Genomic DNA, 23,078 nt, shown 5'->3' on the forward strand with positions numbered 1-23,078 from the left:
ATCAGGAAGGGATCAGGAGCGAGCGGTGAGCGTGATTCTCGAAGTCAACGACCTGCATGTCCGCTACGGCAAGGTCGAGGCGGTACACGGGGCCAGCCTGTCGGTCGAGGCCGGCAGGATCGTCACGGTGATCGGACCCAACGGCGCCGGCAAATCGACGATGCTGAACGCGATCATGGGCGCGCTGCCGCCGACCGGCTCGGCCAGCGGCACGGTGTCCTACCTGGGCCATGACATGGCGGGCATTCCTGTCGAGGGCCGGGTCGCGCGCGGCATGTGCCTGGTGCCGGAGAAGCGCGAGCTGTTCGGCTCGATGAGCGTCGAGGACAACCTGCGGCTCGGCGCCTTCCGCCGCAAGCGCGCCGGCGAGAAGAACTTCCTGGACCAGATGGACGTGGTCTACGAACTGTTCCCGCGGCTGCGCGAGCGCGCGCGCCAGGATGCCGGCACGCTGTCCGGTGGCGAGCGCCAGATGCTGGCGGTCGGCCGCGCGCTGATGGCAAAGCCGGAACTGCTGATGCTGGACGAGCCGAGCCTCGGTCTCGCGCCGCTGATCGTCAAGGAGATCTTCCACATCATCAACGACCTGCGCCGCACCGGCGTGGCGACGCTGTTGATCGAACAGAATGCGCGCGCGGCATTGCAGGTGGCCGACTACGGCTATGTGATCGAGACGGGAGAGATTGCGATGGCCGGGCCGGCCGACGAACTGGCGGCGGACCCGCGTGTCATCGAGACCTATCTGGGGTTGGCGAAGAAGGCGGCTTGACGGTGATTTGAGACCGCCCGGGGCTGTGTTGGGCGGGTCTTCATCTGAGCCAAGAATAACGGCGTGCTGCAGCACGCCGTTATTATTTCTCGTGGTTATGCTTTGGGCAGACTCATAATTGGAAAAAATGTTCTCGGCTTGAATATCCGAAGAATCATCGATCTCGTGAATCATTGTCCCGGATCCGCGCCACGTCCGGATCCTGTGCAGCCGTCTCCAGCAACCACTGCCTGAAGCGATTCAGCGCCGGATGGTCGCGCCGCTCCCGCGGCGCGCACAGGAAATAGCCGCGCGTCAGCCGGATCGGCAGGTCGAACGGCGCCACCACGCGGCCGGCCGCGATCTCGTCGCGTACCAGGCAGCGCTGCAACACCGCGATGCCGATATCGGCCTTGACCGCCTGCACCAGGATCGACACCTGGTCGAAACCGGTGGCCAGCGTCGGCGCAGCGTTGGGTACGCCCGCCGCGTGGAACCAGTGCTGCCAGTTTGCCGGCGCGCCGGTGTGGAACAGCAGCGGCTCCTGCAGCAGGTCCGCCGGCGTTTGCCACCGGCCGGCCTGGTGCCGCAGCCGCGCGCGCTCGGGATGGCAGACCGGCACCATCTCGCTGCCGATCACATAGTCGACCTGCAGATTGGGCCAGCTGGCGGCGGTACCCGCCAGCAGCGCCGCATCGGGCGCCGGACCCGAGAAGTCTTCGTCGCGCCGGTAGGGCACGAAGTCCAGCCGGATATCGGGATGGCGCCGATGGAAGTCGGGCAGCCGTGGCACCAGCCAGACGCTGGCCAGCGTGGGCAGGGCGGACAGCGTCAGATGGTGCTGGCGGTCGCCGGCCAGCAGTGCGGCGCTGGCCGATTCGATTGCCGCCAGCGGTCCCGCCACCGCCTCGAGAAACCCTCGGCCGGCGGCGGTCAGTACCAGCCGGTGCGCGTTGCGCTGGACCAGCGGCTGGCCGAAGTGCGCCTCCAGCCTGGCGATGGCCCGGCTGATTGCGCCCTGCGTCACGCACAGTTCCTCCGCGGCGCGCGTGAAGCTGCCCAGCCGCGCCGCAGTGGCGAAGGCGTGCAGCTCGGACATCGACGGCGATCGCAGGCGCATGCGGGCCTTCTTCGTTCACCGGCACGCGCGGTGCCGCGAGAATGAACTTTGGTAATGGAAGCGTGCAATATAGTCGTTTGTGCACGCTCGGTAAACTGCCCGACACTTGACGCGTCGCGGGGCGTCGTTGATCCCTGGATCCGCGCCCCGCACCCTCTGCCACATAGAACACAAGGCCATTCCAAGGAGAACATCGCCATGAACCGAGCCGTGACCACGCGTCGTCGCTTTGTGCTGTCCGCCATGACCACCGCCATCGCCGCTGCCGTGCTGTTGCCCGCCGCGGCCAGCGCCGCGCCGGCCAACTATCCCAGCCGCCCGATCCGCCTGGTCGTGCCGTTCGCCGCTGGCGGGTCGACCGATTTGTCGGCGCGCCTGGTCGCCGAATTTGCCGGCCGCGAGCTGGGCCAGACCATCGTGGTCGAGAACAAGGGTGGGGCAGGCGGCTCGCTGGGCATGGGCGAAGTCGCCCGCTCGGCACCGGATGGCTACACGATCGGCATGGCCACGGTCAGCACGCATGGCTCGAACCCGGCCGTCTATCCGAAGCTCAGCTACGACCCGATCAAGGACTTCGTGCCGGTGACCAACGTGGTGGCGATCCCCAGCGTGTTCGCGGTCCATCCGAGCGTGCCGGCCAAGACCATGAAGGAATTCATCGCGCTGGCCAAGGCCAACCCGGGCAAATACAGCTTTGCCTCGCCGGGCACCGGTTCCCTGGGTCACGTGAATATCGAGAACTTCATGATGCTGTCCGGCATCGATCTGCTGCATGTGCCGTACAAGGGCGCTGGCGTGGCGTTGAACGACGCGGTGGCGGGGCAGGTCAACGCGATCACCGACAACCTGTCGTCGACGCTGCCGCACGTCAAGGGCGGCCGCCTGCGCGCGCTGGCCGTGCTGGGCGGCAACCGCTCGGCGCAGCTGCCGGATGTGCCGACCTACGCCGAACTCGGCTTCAAGGACATGGGCGAGGGCGGCTGGTTCGGCATCGTCGCGCCGGCCGGCACGCCGGCCGCGGTGGTGGCCAAGCTGAACGCCGCGATCCACAAGGCGATGCAGAACCCGGACTTCAAGCGCAAGGTCGAGGAATCGGGCGGCACGCTGGTGCCGACCACGCCCGAGCAGTTCAAGGTGCAGATCGAGCAGGCGATGGCTCGCTACGCGCGCGTGGCCAAGGCCGCCAAGATCGAGCTGAACTGATGGCAGCGGCGTTCGAACCGATCGTCCGCCGGCTGCCCGAGGGCGAACCGCTGCCGCTGGTCTGCGATTCGCCCCACAGCGGCACGCGCTATCCGGAAGACTTTGGCGCCGCCGTGCCGATGGCGCGGCTGCGCGAAGGGGAGGATACCCACGTCGACGCGCTGTGGGAGGCGGTACCGGCGGTCGGCGGCACGCTGATCGCCGCGAACTTCCCGCGCGTCTATATCGACCCGAACCGGATGCCGGACGATCTCGACCCGGCGCTGCTGGACGCGCCGTGGCCCGAGCCGCTGGCACCGGGCGAGAAGACGCGGCTGGGCTTCGGCCTGGTGTGGCGCAACATCGACGCCAGTACGCCGATCTACGCGCGCAAGCTCGGCGTGGCGGAGGTACGCAACCGGATCGAGCACTACTACCGGCCGTACCATGCGGCGCTGGCGGAAGCGGTGGACGCGACCTACCGCCGCTTCGGCGCGGTGTGGCATCTGAACCTGCACTCGATGCCGAACAATGCCTACGAGCGCCTGAAGAAGGTCAGCCCGCATCCGCTGGCCGACTTCGTGCTGGGCGACCGCGACGGCACCACCTGCGATCCGGAGTTCGTCGGGCTGATCGAGCTGGGGCTGCGCGACATGGGCTATACCGTGGCTCGCAACGACCCGTACAAGGGCGTGCAGCTGATCGCGCAGATCGGCAGGCCGGCGCAGCGTCGCCACAGCCTGCAAATCGAGATCCGGCGTCCGCTCTATATGGACGAGCGCACCCGTGAGCGCAATGCCAACTTCGGCACGGTGCAGCGGGATATGGGACGGCTGCTGGAGCGGGTGGCGGAGTACCTGCGGCAGCGGCGGTGATTCGTTGACGTTGCGAGAAGGCGAGTAATCCAAGGCCGGGCGATTGCCCGGCTTTTTTGTTTCACGTGGAACACCCGAACTGGCCAGGATTGGGCCTGTTTCACGTGAAACAACGGCCGCGACTACCTAGGATAATCCGGAGGTTCCACGTGAAACATGGCGGCGCCGAAGCACAATGTTTCACGTGGAACGGACCCGTGTCCGGAATGCCCCAATGAATGCCGGTATAATTCGGCATCCCGTTTTTCCCTCTCCAGCCTCCCGGAGGAGGTGCCCCCAATGCTTTACCCGAAAGAATTCGATGTCATTGTCGTCGGCGGTGGCCATGCCGGCACCGAAGCGGCCTTGGCCGCGGCCCGTATGGGCTGCCAGACGCTGCTGCTGACCCATAGCATCGAGACGCTCGGGCAGATGAGCTGCAATCCGTCGATCGGCGGCATCGGCAAGGGGCATCTGGTCAAGGAAGTCGACGCCCTTGGCGGCGCCATGGCGGCCGCCACCGACGAGGCCGGCATCCAGTTCCGCATCCTGAATTCCAGCAAGGGCCCGGCCGTGCGTGCGACGCGCGCCCAGGCCGATCGTGTCTTGTACCGCAAGGCGATCCGCACCCGGCTGGAGAACCAGCCCAATCTGATGCTGTTCCAGCAGGCCGTCGACGACCTGATGGTCGAAGGCGACCGCGTGGTTGGCGCCGTGACGCAGGTTGGTGTCCGTTTCCGTGCCCGCGCGGTGGTGCTGACGGCCGGCACCTTCCTGGACGGCAAGATCCACGTGGGGCTGGACAACTACACCGGCGGCCGCGCCGGCGATCCCGCGGCGGTCACGCTGTCGGCCCGCCTCAAGGAGCTGAGGCTGCCGCAGGGCCGGCTGAAGACCGGCACGCCGCCGCGCATCGATGGCCGTACCATCGACTTCTCGGTGATGGAAGAGCAACCCGGCGACCTCGATCCGGTGCCGGTGTTCTCGTTCCTGGGCCGTCCTGAGCAGCATCCGCAGCAGCTGCCGTGCTGGATCACCCACACCAATGCCCGTACCCACGAGATCATCCGTGGCGGGCTGGACCGCTCGCCGATGTACACCGGCGTGATCGAAGGCGTGGGGCCGCGTTACTGCCCGAGCATCGAGGACAAGATCCATCGCTTTGCCAGCAAGGAAAGCCACCAGATCTTCCTGGAGCCGGAAGGGCTGACGACCAACGAGTTCTATCCCAACGGCATCTCGACCAGCCTGCCGTTCGATGTCCAGCTGGAGCTGGTGCATTCGATCCGCGGCCTCGAGAACGCCCATATCCTGCGTCCCGGCTATGCAATCGAGTACGACTACTTCGATCCGCGCGCGCTGAAGGCCTCGCTGGAGAGCAAGGCGATCGGCGGGCTGTTCTTCGCCGGCCAGATCAATGGCACCACCGGCTACGAAGAAGCCGCGGCCCAAGGGCTGCTGGCAGGCATCAACGCCGGCCGCTATGCGCAGGAGCGCGAGGCCTGGGCGCCGCGCCGGGACCAGGCGTACCTGGGCGTGCTGGTGGACGACCTGATCACCCGTGGCGTGACCGAGCCGTACCGGATGTTCACCAGCCGAGCCGAGTTCCGCCTGAGCCTGCGCGAGGACAACGCTGACATGCGGCTGACCGAGATCGGCCGCGAGCTCGGCGTGGTCGACGACGCGCGCTGGGACGCCTTCAACCGCAAGCGCGACGCTGTTTCACGTGAAACAGAGCGCCTGAAGAGCACCTGGGTCAACCCGGCCAGGCTGCCGGCCGAGGATGCCGTGCCGCTGCTCGGCAAGGCGATCGAGCGCGAATACAGCCTGGCGGACCTGCTGCGGCGTCCGGGCGTCGGCTACGAGGCACTGATGGCACTGCAGGACGGTCGCCATGCGCCGGGCGAGCCGCTGGCCGACGATCCGCTGCAGGCCGAACAGATCCGCGAGCAGATCGAGATCGGCATCAAGTACCACGGCTATATCGCCCGCCAGGCCGCCGAGGTCGACAAGCTGGAAGCCAACGAATCGACCCGGCTGCCGGACGACTTCGACTACACCGAAGTGCGCGGCCTCGGCTTCGAGGTCAGCCAGAAGCTGAACCAGCACCGTCCGCAGACGCTTGGCCAGGCCTCGCGCATCTCGGGCGTCACCCCGGCGGCCATCTCGCTGCTGTTGGTACATCTGAAGAAGAAGGGCATGGGGCGCGGCAAGACGGCCGGCTCGGGCCGCGAGGCGGCCTGAGTGAGCGGTCTGCAAGCATCCCGGGCGCGGCGCCACGGCGCGGTCGACGAGGCCGCCCAGCGCCGCCGCCTCGAGGCCGGCCTGGCCGCGATCGGCCTGCCGCTGGACGGTGCCCGTATCGAGACGCTGCTCGCCTATCTGGCGCTGCTGCGCAAATGGAACGCCACCTATAACCTGACGGCAATCCGCCATCCGGACGAGATGCTGACGCATCATCTGCTGGACTCGCTGGCCGCGGTGCCGGCGCTGGCCGAAGCGGCGCGCCGGCCCGAGGTGGCGCCGGGCGCGCAGGGCAGGGTGCTCGACGTCGGCTCGGGCGGTGGCATGCCGGGCCTGCCGCTGGCGATCGCCTGTCCCGACGTGTCGGTACTGATGGTCGACATCGTGCAGAAGAAGACCGCCTTCCTGACCCAGTGCCGTGCGCAGCTGCGGCTGGGCAATGCGGCGGCGCATTGGGGGCCGGTGGAAAAGCTTGCGGACGCCGACGGCTTCGCCGTGATCACGTCGCGGGCCTTCGCCGAGCTGACCGATTTCGTCACGCTCGCCGGCCATCTGCTGGCGCCCGGCGGCCGCCTGATCGCGATGAAGGGTGTCTATCCGCAGGCGGAACTGGAGCGGATGGAGCAGGCCGGACTGATGTCGGCCTGGCAGGTCGAAGCGGTGCCGCAGCTGGCGGTGCCCGAACTGGACGCGCAGCGCCACCTGGTGGTGCTGTCGCGCCGTGGCGAGCGCAGCGATGCGCGCGCCGACTGAATACAAGCGAGGAGCTGCAGAACCTATGGCAAAGGTATTCGTGATCGCAAACCAGAAGGGCGGGGTGGGCAAGACGACCACCACGGTGAACCTCGCCGCTGGCCTTGCCGCGCAAGGGCAGCGCGTGCTGCTGGTCGATCTCGATCCGCAAGGCAATGCGTCGATGGGTTCTGGCATCGACAAGCAGGGGCTGCAGCACAGCGTCTATCAGGTGCTGGTCGGCTTTGCCACGATCCCGCAGGCGCGCCAGCGTTCGGAGTCCGGCAAGTACGACGTGCTGCCGGCGAACCGCGAGCTGGCCGGTGCCGAAGTCGAACTGGTCGAGCTTGAACACCGCGAGCGCCGGCTGCGCCAGGCGCTGGCCGAGGTCGAGGGCGAGTACGATTTCGTGCTGATCGACTGCCCGCCGTCGCTGTCGCTGCTGACGCTGAACGGCCTGTGCGCCGCGCATGGCGTGATCGTGCCGATGCAGTGCGAGTACTTCGCGCTGGAGGGGCTGTCCGATCTGGTCAATACGATCAAGCAGGTACACGCGAACCTGAACAAGGACCTGAAGGTCATCGGGCTGCTGCGTGTGATGTTCGATCCGCGCGTGACGCTGCAGCAGCAGGTGTCCGCCCAGCTGGAAGCCCACTTCGGCGACAAGGTGTTCAAGACGATGATCCCGCGCAATGTCCGTCTAGCCGAGGCGCCGTCGTACGGCATGCCGGGCGTGGCCTTCGATCCCGCGTCGAAGGGCGCCAAGGCCTACCTCGATTTCGGCGCCGAGATGATCGCGCGCGTCAAGCAACTGGGCCAGATCGCCTGAGCCGGCGAACGGCAGCAAGCAAGGAGCCACCACCATGAGTACCGCGAAGAAGAAGGGCCTGGGCCGCGGGCTGGAAGCCCTGCTGGGCGGCCCGGCGGAGATCGTCGAGGCGGCGCGCCAGGACGGTTCTCCCACCGTGTTGCGCGTCGACCAGCTGCAGCCCGGCAAGTACCAGCCGCGCACGCGGATGGACGAGGGCGCGCTGCAGGAACTTGCCGCCAGCATCCGCGCGCAGGGGCTGATGCAGCCGATCCTGGTGCGGCGCGTGGCCGAGCCGGACCGCTACGAGATCATCGCGGGCGAACGGCGCTTTCGCGCGTCGAAGCTGGCGGGCCTGGACAAGGTGCCGGTGCTGATCAAGGACGTGGCCGACGAGGCCGCCGCGGCGATGGCGCTGATCGAGAACATCCAGCGCGAGGATCTGAACCCGCTGGAAGAGGCGCAGGGCATCATGCGCCTGATCCGCGAATTCAAGTTCACCCACGAGCAGGCAGCCGAGTCGGTCGGCCGCTCGCGCAGCGCGGTGTCGAACCTGCTGCGTCTGCTGAACCTGGCGCAGCCGGTGCAGACGATGCTGATGGCCGGCGATCTCGACATGGGCCATGCGCGCGCACTGCTGGCGGTGGACGGCGCGCATCAGATCACGCTGGCCAACCAGATCGTCAACAAGCGGCTGTCGGTGCGCGAGACCGAGAAGCTGGTCACCTCGACGCTGAAGCCTTTCGATCTGAAGTCGCTGAAGCAGAAGACCGGCCAGGGCGCGCGCGATGTGGCACGGCTGGAGGAGGAGCTGTCCGACGCGCTCGGCATGCCGGTGCAGATCAAGCTCGGCGCCCGCGGCAAGGGCCAGCTGACGATCCAGTTTTCCAGCAACGATGCGCTGGACGGCGTGCTCGCCCGCCTGCGCGAACCGGCCGCGGGGCGGCAGGTCGCATGAAGACGGTTGGGCGATGATCGCCCAATGGAGCCAAGCGAATGGCGCCGGGTTCTTCCCCCGGCGCCATTTTTTTGCTACGCAATCCGATTACGTGTCAGGTCATTGCCGCGCAATATCCGCGCAAGCATGATCAAGGCGAGATAGCAAGAGTTGTGGTGTTTTGCCTTGCAAGGCAACTGTAAGCAGATTGACTCGTTATCCGCATTCCCCGTAAAATCGTGCGGTTTGAATACTGGCCGAGGACGAAAAGTTCCTGGTCAGAACTGCAAGCAGGCAGACCGACAAGTTGTAGTGGCGACAGACCCCAAGCCGCCTCGCGCGGGATCGAATACCGACCGTACCGAGCGGAATTCCGTGCCTCAGCCGGATGACTGGGACCAGGACGACTGGCGCGACGACGATGAGCGCCCCGCGCCGATCCGGCCACTGTCGCACGACGATGCGGTGTCGCTGTTCGGTGAACGCGCGCTGCGGCCGTCGCGGATGACGCCGGGCAAGGTGGTACTGGCGCAAGTCGCGGTGACGCTGTTGTCGGCGATCGGCTGGGCGGTGTTCGGCCCCGAAGCCGGACCGTACGGCTGGTCGGCGCTGTTCGGCGGCGCGGTGTGCTGCGTGCCGAGCGCGTTCTTCGCCTTCCGGCTGTGGCTCGCGCGGGACCGTGCGTCGATCGGCGGCCTGGTGATCGGCGAGGCGATCAAGGTGCTGGCCACCGTCGCGCTGTTCGTGCTGGTGGTGGTGCTGTACCGCGATCTGCGTTGGGTGCCGATGCTGGTCACGTTCCTGCTTGCGTTGAAGACGTACTGGGTGGCGCTGGCGATTCGATAGAGGGTTCGATCGATTTTCGATTCGTCGATTTGCGGAACGCCATGCCCCGAACCGGTGCCGCGTTGTCCTGATTCAGGGCAATTGAGGGCCGGTTTCGAGAAAACAAGGTTTGGATGTCGCACCGATCGGAATCGGGCGCGGCGTCGGGAAGTAACGAAGCGTCTTGCATTGCGGTGACCGGCCGACGAGCCGAAGGCGGTGCAAGAAGCATACCGAGTGTTCGCGATGGCGAATGCCGGTCAAACAGGTTTCGCAATATACGGTTCGATTCGACATGGCAACTGCTCAAGGCGCTGAAAACGCGCTCACCCCATCCGGCTATATCGCCGAACATTTGCAGAACCTGAATTCGATCGGCGGCAAGCAGGCCTCCGTGGTCGACTTCAGCGTGATCAATTACGACACCGTGATCTGGTCGGTGCTGTGCGGCGCGATCGCCGTGCTGTTCCTGTACATGGCCGCGCGCCGTGTCACCGCCGGCGTGCCGGGCCGCTTCCAGGCCTTCGTCGAGATGATCGTCGAGATGGTCGACGATCAGGCCAAGGGCATCATCCACGGCGACCGCTCGTGGATTGCGCCGCTGGCGCTGATGGTGTTCTGCTGGATCACCATGATGAACGCGATCGACCTGATCCCGGTTGACTGGGTCCACGGCCTGAACCACCTGCTGGGCGTGTTCGGCTTCCACCTGCCGCACCACAAGGCCGTCGCGACCGCCGACCTGAACGGCACGCTGGGCATGTCGTTCGCCGTGCTGATCCTGATGATCTACTACAGCTTCAAGATCAAGGGCGCGGGCGGCTTCGCGCACGAACTGCTGTCGGCCCCGTTCGGCGGCAAGTGGTACCTGGCCCCGTTCAACCTGGTGCTGAACATCATCGAATTCCTGGCCAAGGCCGTTTCGCTCGGCATGCGACTGTTCGGCAATATGTACGCCGGCGAACTGGTGTTCCTGCTGATCGCGCTGCTGGGCTCGATGTGGACCTTCGGCGCCGACCTGTCGGCTCTGGGCTTCGTCGGCCACGTGATTGCCGGCGCGGTCTGGGCGATCTTCCACATCCTGATCGTGCTGCTGCAGGCCTTCATTTTCATGATGCTGACGCTGGTGTACCTCGGCCAGGCACACGACAAGCACTGATTTCCGGTTTTTTGGTTTTTGGTTTTTTTGGTTCTAAGTCTCTTCTCAAATTAAAGGAGTCGTCATGCAAGAATTTCTCGCCAACATCCAGGGTCTGACCGCCATCGGTATCGGCATCATCATCGGCCTGGGCGCGATCGGTGCGTGCCTGGGTATCGCTCTGATGGGTGGCAAGTACATCGAAGCCTGCGCGCGTCAGCCGGAACTGATGAACCCGCTGCAGACCAAGATGTTCCTGCTGGCCGGCCTGATCGACGCGGCATTCCTGATCGGTGTGGGCGTGGCCATGCTGTTCGCGTTCGCCAACCCGCTGCTGGCCGTCATTCAGTAAATCTTTTCGGTCTGCATGATGCTGACGGGCGGCGCAGGCCACTAGCCTGGCCGCCTTTGCGCATTTATCTGTAGTTTGATTACCGAAAGGAACACACCATGAATCTGAACGCAACGTTTTTTGCGCAGATGGTCGTGTTCTTCATCCTGTGGTGGGTTGTCGCCAAATTCATTTGGCCGCCGCTGGTGAAGGCGCTCGACGAACGCGCAAAGAAAATCGCCGACGGTCTCGCGGCTGCCGAAAAGGGCAAGGCCGAACTCGAGCTGGCCAACAAGCGCGTGGACGTGGCTCTGGCCGAAGCCCGCGCCGAAGGTGCGCAACGCGTCGCCGACGCCGAGAAGCGCGCCCAGATGGTCGCCGAAGAGATCAAGCAAAACGCCCAGGCCGAAGCCGCACGCATCATCGCGCAAGCGAAGGCGGACGCCGAGCAGCAGGTCACCAAGGCACGCGAGCAGCTGCGCGACCAGGTCGCCGTGCTGGCCGTCAAGGGTGCAGAGCAGATCCTCAAGCGTGAAGTGAATGCGCAGGTCCACGCCGACCTGCTCAACCAACTGAAGGCCGAGCTCTAATCATGGCAGAAACCGCAACCATTGCCCGTCCCTACGCCGAGGCGCTGTTCCGCGTCGCCAGCGAGGCCAACGCCGGCAATCTGGGTGCATGGTCCGAGCTGGTTTCGGAAATGGGGCAGGTCGCGGCCACCCCGGAGATCAAGGCGCTGGCCGACGATCCGAACGTTCCCGGCGACAAGCTGGCCGAACTGTTCCTGTCGGTGCTGAAGTCTCCGGTCAACGACGAGGCGCGTCGCTTCGTGCAGTTGCTGGTGGACAACGACCGCCTGACCGTGCTGCCGGAGATTGCCGAGCAGTTCCATGCGCTGAAGAACGCCCAAGAAGGTTCGGCCGACGTCGAAATCACCAGCGCGTTCCCGCTCGACGGCGCGCCGCTGACCGATCTGGTCGCCTCGCTCGAACGCAAGTTCGGGCGCAAGCTGGTGCCGGCCGTGACGGTCGACCCCTCGCTGATCGGCGGCGTTCGCGTCAAGGTGGGCGACGAAGTGCTGGACACCTCGGTGCGCGCGCGCCTGGCCGCCATGCAAGCCGCGCTGACCGCCTGATGTGCGGACAGCCGACGGATTGAAGAATTAGGAGCATTGTGATGCAACTGAACCCCTCAGAAATCAGCGAGCTGATCAAGTCCCGCATCTCGGGCCTTGGCGCCGAAGCTGAAGTGCGCAACACCGGCACGGTGATTTCCGTGACCGATGGCATCTGCCGCGTGCACGGCCTGTCCGGCGTGATGCAGGGCGAGATGCTGGAATTCCCCGGCAACACCTTCGGCCTGGCGCTGAACCTCGAGCGCGACTCTGTCGGCGCCGTGGTGCTGGGCGACTACGAGCACATCTCGGAAGGCGACCAGGTCAAGTGCACCGGCCGCATTCTGGAAGTGCCGGTGGGCAAGGAACTGCTGGGCCGCGTGGTCAACACGCTGGGCCAGCCGATCGATGGCAAGGGCCCGATCAACGCCAAGCAGACCGACGTGATCGAGAAGGTCGCCCCGGGCGTGATCGCACGCCAGTCGGTGAGCCAGCCGGTGCAGACCGGCCTGAAGTCGATCGACGCGATGGTGCCGATCGGCCGCGGCCAGCGCGAGCTGATCATCGGCGACCGCCAGACGGGCAAGACCGCCGTCGCCGTCGACGCGATCATCAACCAGAAGGGCAAGGGCGTCTTCTGCGTCTACGTCGCTATCGGCCAGAAGGCTTCGACGATCGCCAACGTGGTGCGCAAGCTGGAAGAGACCGGCGCGATGGAGTACACGGTCGTGGTGGCCGCCGCCGCTTCGGACTCGGCTGCCATGCAGTACCTGGCCGCCTACGCCGGCTGCACGATGGGCGAGTACTTCCGCGATCGCGGCGAAGACGCGCTGATCGTCTATGACGACCTGACCAAGCAGGCCTGGGCCTATCGCCAGGTGTCGCTGCTGCTGCGCCGCCCGCCGGGCCGCGAAGCCTACCCCGGCGACGTGTTCTACCTGCACTCGCGTCTGCTGGAGCGCGCCGCGCGCGTCAACGCCGACTACGTCGAGAAGTTCACGAACGGCGAAGTCAAGGGCAAGACCGGTTCGCTGACCGCGCTGCCCGTGATCGAAACGCAGGCCGGCGACGTGTCCGCGTTCGTGCCGACCAACGTGATCTCGATTACCGACGGCCAGATCTTCCTGGAAACCGACCTGTTCAACGCCGGTATCCGCCCCGCGATCAACGCCGGTATCTCGGTGTCGCGCGTCGGTGGCGCCGCCCAGACCAAGGTCATCAAGAAGCTGTCCGGCGGTATCCGTACCGACCTGGCCCAGTACCGTGAACTGGCTGCGTTCGCGCAGTTCGCCTCGGACCTGGACGATGCCACCCGCAAGCAGCTCGAGCGCGGCCGCCGCGTGATGGAACTGCTCAAGCAGCCGCAATACCAGCCGCTGCAGGTGTGGCAGCTGGCCGCGTCGCTGTACGCCGCCAACAATGGCTTCCTCGACAACGTGGAAGTGAAGGACATCCTGCCGTTCGAAAAGGGCCTGCACGACCACCTGAAGACCAAGTACGCCGATCTCGTCAACCGTATCGAAGACACCAAGGATCTGTCGAAGGACGACGAAGCCGCCCTGCGTGCCGCGATCGAGGATTTCAAGAAGTCCGCCGCGTTCTAACCGCGTGATTCCACGGACCGCGCAACCGGCCTGCGCCTGAAAGGGAAGGCAGCCGGGGGCGCGGCACGACTGGAGAGGAAGATATGGCCGGAACGAAAGAGATTCGAACCAAGATCAAGAGCGTGCAGAACACGCGCAAGATCACCAAGGCGATGGAAATGGTCGCCGCATCCAAGATGCGCAAGGCGCAGGAGCGGATGCGGGCTGCCCGTCCGTACGCCGAGAAGGTGCGCAACATTGCCGCGCACCTGGCCACGGCCAACCCGGAGTTCAAGCATCCGTTCCTGCAGGCGCGCGACGTCAAGCGCGCCGGCTTGATCGTGGTGACGACCGACAAGGGGCTGTGCGGCGGCCTGAACACCAACGTGCTGCGCGCCGTCACCAACGAGCTGCGCGAATGGCAGAACCGCGGTGTGCAGGTGCAAAGCACCGCGATCGGCACCAAGGGTATGCAGTTCCTGGGCCGCGTTGGCGCCAAGGTGGTCTCGCACGTGGTGCATCTGGGCGATACGCCGCATCTGGAAAAGCTGATCGGCGCGATCAAGGTCCAGCTCGACGCCTTCACCAATGGTGAGGTGGACGCCGTGTACCTGGCGTACACGAAGTTCGTCAACACCATGAAGCAGGAGCCGATGGTCGAGCAGCTGCTGCCGCTGTCCGCCGAGCGGATGGCGCAGACCGAAGAGGAAAAGCGCGCTTACTCGTGGGATTACATCTACGAGCCCGACGCCCAGACGGTGGTGGAAGACCTGCTGGTCCGCTACGTCGAAGCGCTGGTGTACCAAGCCGTGGCCGAGAACATGGCGTCCGAGCAATCGGCACGCATGGTGGCCATGAAGGCGGCGTCCGACAACGCCAAGAACGTGATTGCAGAACTGCAGCTGGACTACAACAAGACCCGCCAGGCAGCGATCACCAAGGAATTGTCGGAAATCGTCAGCGGTGCGGCAGCGGTGTAACTGACGAGACTGGGCGTCAAGAATTCAAGCTATCGGAGATACGAAATGAGTATCGGAAATATTGTGCAGTGTATTGGCGCCGTGGTGGACATCGAGTTCCCCCGCGACGCGCTGCCGAAGGTGTACGACGCGCTGGTGCTGGAAGAGAGCAACGAAGCGTCGTTCGCCGAGAAGGGCCTGACCTTCGAAGTGCAGCAGCAGCTCGGTGACGGCGTGGTCCGTACCATCGCGCTGGGCTCGTCCGACGGCCTGCGCCGCGGCATGGCGGTGAAGAACACCGGCGCGCCGATTTCGGTGCCCGTCGGTCACGGCACGCTGGGCCGCATCATGGACGTGCTGGGTCGTCCCATCGACGAAGCGGGCCCGATCGCCGCGGACGAAGTGCGCGCGATTCACCAGAAGGCCCCGCAGTTCGATGAGCTGTCGCCTTCGGTCGACCTGCTCGAAACCGGCATCAAGGTGATCGACCTGGTCTGCCCGTTCGCCAAGGGCGGCAAGGTTGGCCTGTTCGGCGGTGCCGGCGTCGGCAAGACCGTCAACATGATGGAGCTGATCAACAACATCGCCAAGCAGCACAGCGGCTTGTCGGTGTTCGCCGGCGTGGGCGAGCGTACCCGTGAAGGGAACGACTTCTACCACGAAATGAAGGACTCGAACGTGCTCGACAAGGTGGCCATGGTGTTCGGCCAGATGAACGAGCCGCCGGGCAACCGTCTGCGCGTGGCGCTGACCGGCCTGACCATGGCCGAGCGCTTCCGTGACGAAGGCCGCGACATCCTGTTCTTCGTCGACAACATCTACCGCTACACGCTGGCCGGTACCGAAGTGTCGGCACTGCTGGGCCGTATGCCTTCGGCCGTGGGCTATCAGCCGACGCTGGCCGAGGAAATGGGCAAGCTGCAGGAGCGCATCACGTCGACCAAGACCGGCTCGATCACCTCGATCCAGGCCGTCTACGTGCCCGCGGATGACTTGACCGACCCGTCGCCCGCCACCACCTTCCTGCACCTGGACTCGACCGTCGTGCTGTCGCGTGACATCGCCGCGCTGGGTATCTACCCGGCCGTCGACCCGCTCGACTCGACCTCGCGTCAGCTCGACCCGCAGATCGTTGGTACCGAGCACTACGAAGTGGCCCGCCGCGTCCAGCAGACGCTGCAGCGCTACAAGGAACTGCGCGACATCATCGCGATTCTGGGCATGGACGAACTGTCGCCGGAAGACAAGCTGGCGGTGGCGCGCGCACGGAAGATCCAGCGTTTCCTGTCGCAGCCCTTCCACGTTGCGGAAGTGTTCACGGGTTCGCCGGGCAAGTACGTGCCGCTGAAGGAAACCATCCGCGGCTTCAAGATGCTGGTGGACGGCGAGTGCGATCACCTGCCCGAGCAGGCGTTCTACATGGTCGGCTCGATCGACGAAGCCTTCGAGAAGGCCAAGAAGCTCCAGTAAGCCTCGCCATGCGACGGCGCGCCGGCACGGTCTGCGTGCGCGGGCGCGCCGCCGTTGCAAGCGAAGCGACTGGACAAAGGAATTCACATGGCAACCATTCTTGTAGACGTCGTCAGCGCGGAAGCCTCGATCTTCTCCGGCCAGGCGAAGTTCGTGGCGCTGCCGGGCGAGTCGGGTGAGCTGGGCATCCTGCCCGGGCACACGCCGCTGATCACGCGCATCCATCCGGGTGCGGTGCGGATCGAGAAGGAAGACGGCAGCGAAGAGTTCGTGTTCGTCGCCGGCGGCATTCTGGAAGTCCAGCCCAAGCACGTCACCGTGCTGGCCGACACCGCGATCCGTGGCGCCGACCTCGACGAGGCCAAGGCGCAGGAAGCAAAGCGCGCGGCCGAGGAGCTGCTGCAGAACCAGAGCAGCGAATTCGATCTGGCGCGTGCGCAGAGCGAGCTGGCGGTCGCCGCTGCCCAGCTGGCGGCCATCGCGCGTCTGCGCCGGAAGAAGTAAGCACGGCCGGCTCAGGCGTTGCTTTTTCGTCAGCGCGAAGGAAAAAGGCAGCCGCGAGGCTGCCTTTTTTCATGATGCGAGCTATGCTGTTGGCTGAAGTCAGACAAACACTGACAAAAAACTAAAACGACAAAAAAAAGCGCGCGGGCCGGGGAGGCTCCGCGCGGACGGGAAAATCCCTTCGAGGGGTCAATTCGAAGGAACGGGTTCGGTCGGGCGATGTGTAGCGTGTCCTGTTGCATGGACAACCTGTCTTGCAGGCTTCGCTACCTTTCGCCGCGTACCGGCATCCAACCACGCGCTCGATCCACTACTATTCGCGACGTCTATCGGGACACCGGTAATACATTCTGCTGCTGGGCTTTCTTCAGGGCGCCTGGGGCTCTCTGGCTTGCGGCGCCGTCACAAAGTTCACATTGTGTCAAAGCATTGTGGGGGAAACTTCCCCTGATGGCAGTAACAAAGTGTATCGGTTTGCAAGTAGTTGAAAGCGAAAAGACGGCAAATTCGCCGCAATAGCCACAAAAATCGGGCCACTTTGTTGGCTGCCGCACGCTGGCATCGTTCTGGTGCATGACTATTTCCGTTTCGGCACTGCTCCCCGCGTCACCCCGCCGGGGTTGACGCGGGGGGCGTGCACCGGCAGTGTTCCATCGCAACGGGCGACCCGCCCGCTTGTCGAGGAGCACTGAATGGACGCCTTGCAGGCCGATATCGAAGGCATGTTGAAGCTGCGCACGGTCGCCGTGGTCGGCCTGTCCGACAAGCCCGAGCGCGCCAGCCACGAGGTGGCCGCCTTCCTGCAGCGGCACGGCCACCGGATCGTGCCCGTCAACCCGAACCACGCCGGCGAGTCGATCCTTGGCGAGCGCTGCCATGCCTCGCTGCACGACGCCGCCAAGGCGTTGGCGGCGGAGGGCGCGCGCATCGACTGGGTCGATATCTTCCGGCGCTCGCCCGATGTGCCGCCCGTGGTGGACGAGGCGATCGCGATCGGCGCCCGTGGGGTCTGGCTGCAACTGGGCATCGTCAACGACGAGGCGTTGGCCCGTGCGAAGCGCGCCGGCCTGATGGCGGTGCAGGACCGCTGCAGCAAGATTGAGTCGATGCGCAGTTGAGCGCCGCCGCCGCATATTGTCGCTCTCGCCTATCATTCGGGCCTCCGATTCGACCTTTCGACTCGACCTTTCGATTCGACCTTTCGCTTCGCCCCTCGCATTCCCTCTTTCGTTCCACTCCACGTTTGTTGCCCAGCGCGCCATGGCCATCGACCCAGACCTGCTTGCCTACTATCGCGGACTCGCCGAGCGCTATGCCGGCGCGCCGGTGCCTGCCAATGCGGTAGAGCGGCGCGCCCGCTTCCGCGAGGTCGCGGCGCTGTCGCGCCGCCCCGATCCGGATGGCCTGGCCATATCCGAGCTGCAAATCGCGCTGCAGGGCAGGGCGCTGAACGCGCGACTGTTCCGGCCGACCGAGCCGGACAAGCCCCGCCTGTTGGTCTATTTCCACGGCGGCGGCTGGGTCGTGGGCTCGCACGACACCCATCATGGCGTCGCCGCGGCGCTGGCACTCGATACCGGCTGCGCGGTCGTCAGCGTCGACTACCGGCTGGCGCCCGAGCATGCCTATCCCGCCCCCTGTGACGACGCGCTCGACGCGATCCGCTGGCTGGCGGAACGGCGCGACGCGCTCGACGTCGATCCGCGTTTCCTTGCCGTCGCCGGCGACAGCGCCGGTGGCCATCTCGCGGCGCAGGCCGCGGCGCTGGCCAATGCCGATACGCCTGGCCTGGTGCGCGCGCAGTTGCTGATCTATCCGGTCACCGCGCCCCGGTTCGCCAGCGAGAGCTATCGCGCCTTTGCGTCAGGGCCGGGCCTGACCCGCGACGAAATGGCGTGGTACTGGGCGCAGTTCGTCGGCGAAGCCCGCCTCGCCGACGGTACCGCGATGGACGATCCCCGGCTGCACCTGATGACGCGGCTTCCCGGCGGCGCCGGCGCGGCCCCTCCGTCGACGGTGGTGCTGGTCGCGGCTCACGACGTGCTGCGCGACGACGGCCTCGCATACGCCGATCATCTGGTCCGCGAAGGCGCCGCGGTGATCACGATCGAGGCGAGTGGCATGACCCATGGCTTCGCCCGCTTGCAGGGCGAATCGCCGCGGGCCCGAGAATGGATGCGGCGCGGCGCCCAGGCCTTCGTGCAATTGCTGGACGAGGAATGAGTCCGGGCGCAAGCGTGCGCGGCATCATGGCAGCGCCATACCGCTGATAGTGGCGGCGCCGGGGTGGCGATCCCGTAGAATGGCGGGCTGCTGACGAGGACCGCCATGACCGCACTGCAAAACGACATCTTCCTGCGCGCGCTGCGCCGCCAGCCGACCGAATACACACCGCTGTGGCTGATGCGCCAGGCCGGGCGCTACCTGCCCGAGTACAACGCCACGCGCGCACGGGCCGGCAGCTTCCTGGGCCTGGCGAAAAATCCGGCCTTTGCCACCGAAGTCACGCTGCAGCCGCTCGACCGCTTTCCGCTCGACGCCGCGATCCTGTTCTCCGACATCCTGACCGTACCCGATGCGATGGGCCTGGGCCTGTCGTTTGCGCAGGGCGAAGGTCCGCGCTTTGCACGGCCGCTGCGCACCGAGGCCGATGTCGCCAGGCTGGCGGTGCCGGACATGAGCGAGCTGCAGTACGTATTCGATGCGGTCGCGTCGATCCGCCGCGCGCTGGTGCAGGACGGCCGCCAGCGCGTGCCGCTGATCGGCTTCTCCGGCAGCCCGTGGACGCTGGCCTGCTACATGGTCGAAGGCGGCGGCTCCGACGACTTCCGGCTGGTCAAGGGCATGATGTACGCCCGTCCCGACCTGATGCACCGGATCCTGGAGATCAATGCGCAGGCGGTATCCGCCTACCTGAACGCGCAGATCGAGGCCGGCGCGCAGGCCGTGATGCTGTTCGATACCTGGGGTGGCACGCTGGCCGACGGCATGTACCAGCGCTTCTCGCTGGACTACATGCGCAAGGTCATCGCCGGCCTGCGCCGCGAGCATCAGGGCGAGAGCGTGCCGGTGATCGTCTTTACCAAGGGCGGCGGCCTGTGGCTGGAGCAGCTGGCGGACAGCGGCGCCGACGCCATCGGCCTGGACTGGACCGTCAATCTGGCCGCCGCTCGCCGGCGCACCGGCGGCCGCGTGGCCTTGCAGGGCAACCTGGACCCGACCGTGCTGTTCGCGGACGAGGCCGGCATTCGCGAACAGGCGCGCCGCGTGCTGGACGATTACGCGGCCGGCGGTGGCAGCGATGGCCATGTCTTCAACCTCGGACATGGCATTTCGCAATTCACACCGCCGGAGAGCGTGTCGGTGCTGGTGAACGAAGTGCATCGCCACAGCCGGGTGCTGCGGCAGCGCGAGGGCACGCAGGCATAGGCCAGCCGCCTGCTGCAAGCCGTCTGTGCTGCCGATTCGTGCGCTTGCGGGGCGCCATCATGGCGCTTCGGCGATGAATCGGTGCCTGTCAAGGCTTGACTTATGCACACAAATGGGCTTTCCGCAGTGCACGACCGGGTTATTACTTAACACGATTGGGGGATATTGCTAAGTCATTGATTTTTAATGACTTGACAGCAGGCCTTGGAGCGTGGTGGTGACCCAGAAAGCCTTGTTTAGCGCGCCTTCACGGCAAGTAGGCCCAAGTTTTCAACAAAGTTATCCACAGGCGATGTGGAGAGAGGGGAAAACTGGTCATCTATCATCGACTTAGCCCCACATTTGAAGTTTTACTTTAAGTTGATGCTGCACTGCACCCAATCGACGGCGCCTCGCCGCCGTACTCCGGACAGCGCGCCGCCGATGCACAGTCTCGGCGACGACGTGTCGGGTATGGTGCGCACTCCAGCGGCGGCCGACCCGGTCTGCCATCGCCGCCCGCGCTGATCGTGTCCTCCCTGTCATCATCTCCGTCAAGCTCGCCGCCGCAACACGAAGCCGCAGGCACCGTAGCGCCGCTGGTACAGATCGCGCTGGACACGCCCGCCGACGACCGCTTCGACTATCTGAACGCCGATCCCGACGGCGGCCGGGTCCGCCCGGGGGAGGTCGTGGCCGTACCATTCGGCCGACGCGAGATGGTTGGCGTGGCGATTGCCGGTACCGATCGCAGCGAGGTACCGGCCGACAAGCTGCGGCCGGTCTCGCACCGGCTGGCCTGGCTGCCACCGCTGAATGCGCACTGGCTCGCACTGGCCGCTTTCGCGGCTGCCTATTACCACCGGCGGCTCGGTGAGGTGATCCTGCCCGCCTTGCCGCCCGGTTTGCGTGACCCGCAGGCGTGGCCGCGGCTGGCGGCACGCGCGCGCACCGAGCAATTCCGCCTGCGCGACGGCTGCGCCGAAGCGCTGCTGGCCGCGGTGCCGCCGCGCGCGCGCTCGGTCGGCGCGCTGGCGAAGGCGCTGGTCGATGCCGCCTCGCAAGGACAGTGGCTGACGCGGGAGGCCGCGCGGACACTCTGCACGGCCGCGCCGGCGCGGCTGGCGCAATGGGCGGAGGCGGGCTGGATCGACTGCGAGACCATCGACCGGCCGTTGCTGACGGCCGTCGACGCGCAGGAATCAACCTGGCAGGGCGATCCGGGCGCTCCGGCTGATCAGGCCGACACGGCGGCAGCGACCGAACCGCCACCGCCCGCCACCGCGCCGCCAGTCTTGCCGGTCCCGGCGCTGCATCCGGAACAGCGCCAGGCCGTCGACGCCATCGCCGCCGGCACCGGCTTCGCGCCGTTCCTGCTGCACGGCGTGACCGGCAGCGGCAAGACCGAGGTCTACCTGCACGCGATCGCCACCGCGCTGGCCCGTGACCCCGCCGCGCAGGTGCTGATGCTGGTGCCGGAAATCAATCTGACGCCGCAGCTGCAGGCGCGCATCGCCGCGCGCTTCCCGGCGGCACCGCTGGCGGTGCTGCACAGCGGCATGGCGGACCAGGAGCGCACGCTGCACTGGCTGGCGGCGCATCGCGGCGAGGCGCGCATCGTGCTCGGCACGCGGATGGCGGTGATGGCGTCGCTGCCGACGCTGGCACTGATCGTCGTCGACGAGGAGCACGACACCTCGTACAAGCAGCAGGAGGGCCTGCGCTACTCGGCTCGCGATCTGGCGGTCTGGCGCGCCAAGCAGCTCGGCATCCCGGTGGTGCTGGGCTCGGCCACGCCGTCAATGGAATCGTGGTGGCGCGCCGAGCAGGGCGCCTACCGCAAGCTGGTACTGCGCGAACGCGCGCAGGCGGACGCGGTGCTGCCCACGGTGCGGCTGATCGACCTGAACCATGAGCGGCAGCGCCAGCGGCCGCTGTACGAGGGCCTGTCGGCGCCGCTGCTGCAGGCGATCGAGGCGCGCCTGGCCCGCGGTGAGCAGAGCCTGCTGTTCCTGAACCGGCGCGGCTATGCGCCGGTGATCGCCTGCGACAGTTGCGGCTGGCTGTCCGGCTGTCCGCGCTGCTCGGCGTACCTGGTGCTGCATCGTCCCGAGCGCTGCCTGCGCTGCCATCACTGCGGGCTCGAGGCCCGCATCCCGCACCATTGCCCAGACTGCGGCAACGTCGACATCGCGCCGCTGGGCCGCGGCACCCAGCGGATCGAAGAGGCGCTGGCCGCGCGCTTCCCGCAGGCCCGGATCGCCCGCATCGACGCCGATTCGACGCGCCGCAAAGGCAGCGCGCAGGCGATGTTCGACGAGGTTCACGCCGGCCAGGTCGACATCCTGGTCGGTACCCAGATGATCGCCAAAGGCCACGACTTCCAGCGCGTGACGCTGGTCGGCATCGTCCATCCGGACGCGGCGATGTTCAGCCACGACTTCCGCGCGGCCGAGCACCTGTTCGCCTCACTGATGCAGGTGTCGGGCCGCGCCGGACGCGCCGGCCTGGCGGGCGAGGTGCTGATCCAGACGCGGTATCCGGACGCGCCCGCCCTGCAGGCTTTGGTACGGCACGACTACGACGGCTTCGCCGCCACGCAGCTGCGGGAACGGCGCCAGGCCGGGCTGCCGCCCTTCGTCCATCAAGTGCTGGTGACGGCCGAGCACGGGCAACTGCAACGAGCGCTGGACTTCCTGCATGCCGCGCGCGAGCGCGCCGACGGCATGGCGCTGGCCGCCGAGGTGCAACTGCACGATCCGGTGCCGATGTCGATGGTCCGCATCGCCAACCGGGAGCGCGCCCAGATGCTGATCGAGAGCGGCTCGCGCATGGCGCTGCAACGCTTTGTCGGAGAGTGGACGCAAACTTTCGGCGAGGTCGGGGCCACCGTCAAAGGGGTGCGCTGGCAGCTGGAGATCGACCCGCTGCGGATCTGAGCCGGAGCGCCCGAAAGCCCCGAACATCGAGGTCGGCCGGAGTTGTGGTGCAACCGCCTGACGTCAGCGGATGGGACGGGGTTGCACTAGTGGGTTATACCAAGTTGCACCCAGGCTTTCTTCGAGAGTATGATCGCGCCAGTTTGCGTCACATCGCGCGACTTCCGCACCGACCATCCCGG

21 protein-coding genes are annotated in these 23,078 nt (G+C 66.3%); 20 read left to right on the forward strand and 1 reads right to left on the reverse strand.

Annotated elements, in window-relative coordinates; all coding sequences use genetic code 11:
* The first annotated feature begins 25 nt into the window (after window positions 1–25).
* Complete coding sequence (locus tag M1D55_RS09770) at window positions 26–769, forward strand: ABC transporter ATP-binding protein (protein ID WP_006577649.1); 744 nt, start codon at window positions 26–28, stop codon at window positions 767–769.
* A 154-nt stretch (window positions 770–923) separates the two neighbouring features.
* Here M1D55_RS09770 and M1D55_RS09775 read toward each other — a convergent pair whose 3' ends face one another.
* Window positions 924–1,868 carry a LysR substrate-binding domain-containing protein gene (locus tag M1D55_RS09775; RefSeq protein WP_064574745.1) on the reverse strand — a complete coding sequence of 315 codons (945 nt, stop codon included), beginning with the start codon at window positions 1,866–1,868 and terminating at the stop codon, window positions 924–926.
* A 198-nt stretch (window positions 1,869–2,066) separates the two neighbouring features.
* On the opposite strand from M1D55_RS09775, the gene M1D55_RS09780 reads away from it, so the two are divergent.
* The 19 genes from M1D55_RS09780 (at window position 2,067) to M1D55_RS09870 (ending at window position 22,896) form a co-directional block, all read left to right on the forward strand.
* Window positions 2,067–3,071, forward strand: a complete 1,005-nt coding sequence (locus M1D55_RS09780; RefSeq protein WP_064574744.1) for a tripartite tricarboxylate transporter substrate binding protein BugE — start codon at window positions 2,067–2,069, stop codon at window positions 3,069–3,071.
* Window positions 3,071–3,925: an N-formylglutamate amidohydrolase gene (locus M1D55_RS09785; RefSeq protein ID WP_456282096.1), complete on the forward strand. Its 855-nt coding sequence runs from the start codon at window positions 3,071–3,073 to the stop codon at window positions 3,923–3,925. Before M1D55_RS09780 ends, M1D55_RS09785 begins: the two co-directional genes overlap by 1 nt.
* 279 nt (window positions 3,926–4,204) lie before the next feature.
* Window positions 4,205–6,148, forward strand: a complete 1,944-nt coding sequence (gene mnmG / locus M1D55_RS09790; RefSeq protein WP_456282097.1) for a tRNA uridine-5-carboxymethylaminomethyl(34) synthesis enzyme MnmG — start codon at window positions 4,205–4,207, stop codon at window positions 6,146–6,148.
* Complete coding sequence (gene rsmG / locus M1D55_RS09795) at window positions 6,149–6,901, forward strand: 16S rRNA (guanine(527)-N(7))-methyltransferase RsmG (protein ID WP_440268221.1); 753 nt, start codon at window positions 6,149–6,151, stop codon at window positions 6,899–6,901.
* 25 nt (window positions 6,902–6,926) lie between these two features.
* Window positions 6,927–7,709 carry a ParA family protein gene (locus tag M1D55_RS09800; protein ID WP_006579397.1) on the forward strand — a complete coding sequence of 261 codons (783 nt, stop codon included), beginning with the start codon at window positions 6,927–6,929 and terminating at the stop codon, window positions 7,707–7,709.
* A 34-nt stretch (window positions 7,710–7,743) separates the two neighbouring features.
* On the forward strand, window positions 7,744–8,646 hold the full coding sequence (locus tag M1D55_RS09805; RefSeq protein ID WP_023264074.1) for a ParB/RepB/Spo0J family partition protein: 903 nt from the start codon (window positions 7,744–7,746) through the stop codon (window positions 8,644–8,646).
* A gap of 354 nt (window positions 8,647–9,000) precedes the next feature.
* Window positions 9,001–9,471, forward strand: coding sequence for an ATP synthase subunit I (locus M1D55_RS09810; protein ID WP_006579742.1), 471 nt, complete (start codon window positions 9,001–9,003; stop codon window positions 9,469–9,471).
* 274 nt (window positions 9,472–9,745) lie between these two features.
* The gene (gene atpB / locus M1D55_RS09815; protein WP_043438836.1) at window positions 9,746–10,609 is read left to right on the forward strand and encodes a F0F1 ATP synthase subunit A; all 864 of its coding nucleotides are present in this window, start codon (window positions 9,746–9,748) and stop codon (window positions 10,607–10,609) included.
* Window positions 10,610–10,673: 64 nt separating this feature from the next.
* Window positions 10,674–10,940: a F0F1 ATP synthase subunit C gene (atpE, locus tag M1D55_RS09820; protein ID WP_006579745.1), complete on the forward strand. Its 267-nt coding sequence runs from the start codon at window positions 10,674–10,676 to the stop codon at window positions 10,938–10,940.
* Window positions 10,941–11,038: 98 nt separating this feature from the next.
* The gene (locus tag M1D55_RS09825) at window positions 11,039–11,509 is read left to right on the forward strand and encodes a F0F1 ATP synthase subunit B (RefSeq protein WP_006579746.1); all 471 of its coding nucleotides are present in this window, start codon (window positions 11,039–11,041) and stop codon (window positions 11,507–11,509) included.
* 2 nt (window positions 11,510–11,511) lie between these two features.
* Window positions 11,512–12,054 carry a F0F1 ATP synthase subunit delta gene (locus M1D55_RS09830; RefSeq protein WP_064574737.1) on the forward strand — a complete coding sequence of 181 codons (543 nt, stop codon included), beginning with the start codon at window positions 11,512–11,514 and terminating at the stop codon, window positions 12,052–12,054.
* A gap of 41 nt (window positions 12,055–12,095) precedes the next feature.
* The gene (atpA, locus tag M1D55_RS09835; RefSeq protein WP_006579748.1) at window positions 12,096–13,637 is read left to right on the forward strand and encodes a F0F1 ATP synthase subunit alpha; all 1,542 of its coding nucleotides are present in this window, start codon (window positions 12,096–12,098) and stop codon (window positions 13,635–13,637) included.
* A gap of 83 nt (window positions 13,638–13,720) precedes the next feature.
* Window positions 13,721–14,596 (forward strand): F0F1 ATP synthase subunit gamma, encoded by an 876-nt coding sequence (gene atpG / locus M1D55_RS09840; protein ID WP_006579749.1) that lies wholly within the window; start codon window positions 13,721–13,723, stop codon window positions 14,594–14,596.
* A gap of 45 nt (window positions 14,597–14,641) precedes the next feature.
* Window positions 14,642–16,045 (forward strand): F0F1 ATP synthase subunit beta, encoded by a 1,404-nt coding sequence (gene atpD / locus M1D55_RS09845; protein WP_023264072.1) that lies wholly within the window; start codon window positions 14,642–14,644, stop codon window positions 16,043–16,045.
* A gap of 87 nt (window positions 16,046–16,132) precedes the next feature.
* Entirely contained in the window at window positions 16,133–16,549 is a 417-nt protein-coding gene (locus M1D55_RS09850) for a F0F1 ATP synthase subunit epsilon (RefSeq protein ID WP_006579588.1), read from the forward strand.
* A gap of 692 nt (window positions 16,550–17,241) precedes the next feature.
* On the forward strand, window positions 17,242–17,667 hold the full coding sequence (locus M1D55_RS09855) for a CoA-binding protein (RefSeq protein WP_006579587.1): 426 nt from the start codon (window positions 17,242–17,244) through the stop codon (window positions 17,665–17,667).
* A 142-nt stretch (window positions 17,668–17,809) separates the two neighbouring features.
* Window positions 17,810–18,772, forward strand: coding sequence for an alpha/beta hydrolase (locus M1D55_RS09860; protein WP_006579586.1), 963 nt, complete (start codon window positions 17,810–17,812; stop codon window positions 18,770–18,772).
* Between the two features lie 105 nt (window positions 18,773–18,877).
* Window positions 18,878–19,978, forward strand: coding sequence for a uroporphyrinogen decarboxylase (gene hemE, locus M1D55_RS09865; RefSeq protein WP_456282098.1), 1,101 nt, complete (start codon window positions 18,878–18,880; stop codon window positions 19,976–19,978).
* Between the two features lie 518 nt (window positions 19,979–20,496).
* The gene (locus M1D55_RS09870) at window positions 20,497–22,896 is read left to right on the forward strand and encodes a primosomal protein N' (protein WP_456282768.1); all 2,400 of its coding nucleotides are present in this window, start codon (window positions 20,497–20,499) and stop codon (window positions 22,894–22,896) included.
* Window positions 22,897–23,078: the final 182 nt, after the last annotated feature.

The sequence above is a fragment of the Cupriavidus sp. JZ107 genome (assembly GCF_053903255.1).

Excerpts from the sequence above, each read along its gene's own strand:
- atpD (WP_023264072.1), top strand. The coding sequence starts at position 14,642 with ATGAGTATCGGAAATATTGTGCAGTGTATTGGCGCCGTGGTGGACATC.
- M1D55_RS09785 (WP_456282096.1), top strand. The coding sequence starts at position 3,071 with ATGGCAGCGGCGTTCGAACCGATCGTCCGCCGGCTGCCCGAGGGCGAA.
- M1D55_RS09825 (WP_006579746.1), top strand. The coding sequence starts at position 11,039 with ATGAATCTGAACGCAACGTTTTTTGCGCAGATGGTCGTGTTCTTCATC.
- hemE (WP_456282098.1), top strand. The coding sequence starts at position 18,878 with ATGACCGCACTGCAAAACGACATCTTCCTGCGCGCGCTGCGCCGCCAG.
- mnmG (WP_456282097.1), top strand. The coding sequence starts at position 4,205 with ATGCTTTACCCGAAAGAATTCGATGTCATTGTCGTCGGCGGTGGCCAT.
- M1D55_RS09850 (WP_006579588.1), top strand. The coding sequence starts at position 16,133 with ATGGCAACCATTCTTGTAGACGTCGTCAGCGCGGAAGCCTCGATCTTC.
- M1D55_RS09860 (WP_006579586.1), top strand. The coding sequence starts at position 17,810 with ATGGCCATCGACCCAGACCTGCTTGCCTACTATCGCGGACTCGCCGAG.
- M1D55_RS09855 (WP_006579587.1), top strand. The coding sequence starts at position 17,242 with ATGGACGCCTTGCAGGCCGATATCGAAGGCATGTTGAAGCTGCGCACG.
- atpE (WP_006579745.1), top strand. The coding sequence starts at position 10,674 with ATGCAAGAATTTCTCGCCAACATCCAGGGTCTGACCGCCATCGGTATC.
- M1D55_RS09830 (WP_064574737.1), top strand. The coding sequence starts at position 11,512 with ATGGCAGAAACCGCAACCATTGCCCGTCCCTACGCCGAGGCGCTGTTC.
- M1D55_RS09780 (WP_064574744.1), top strand. The coding sequence starts at position 2,067 with ATGAACCGAGCCGTGACCACGCGTCGTCGCTTTGTGCTGTCCGCCATG.
- atpG (WP_006579749.1), top strand. The coding sequence starts at position 13,721 with ATGGCCGGAACGAAAGAGATTCGAACCAAGATCAAGAGCGTGCAGAAC.
- M1D55_RS09800 (WP_006579397.1), top strand. The coding sequence starts at position 6,927 with ATGGCAAAGGTATTCGTGATCGCAAACCAGAAGGGCGGGGTGGGCAAG.
- atpA (WP_006579748.1), top strand. The coding sequence starts at position 12,096 with ATGCAACTGAACCCCTCAGAAATCAGCGAGCTGATCAAGTCCCGCATC.
- atpB (WP_043438836.1), top strand. The coding sequence starts at position 9,746 with ATGGCAACTGCTCAAGGCGCTGAAAACGCGCTCACCCCATCCGGCTAT.
- M1D55_RS09805 (WP_023264074.1), top strand. The coding sequence starts at position 7,744 with ATGAGTACCGCGAAGAAGAAGGGCCTGGGCCGCGGGCTGGAAGCCCTG.
- M1D55_RS09775 (WP_064574745.1), bottom strand. The coding sequence starts at position 1,868 with ATGCGCCTGCGATCGCCGTCGATGTCCGAGCTGCACGCCTTCGCCACT.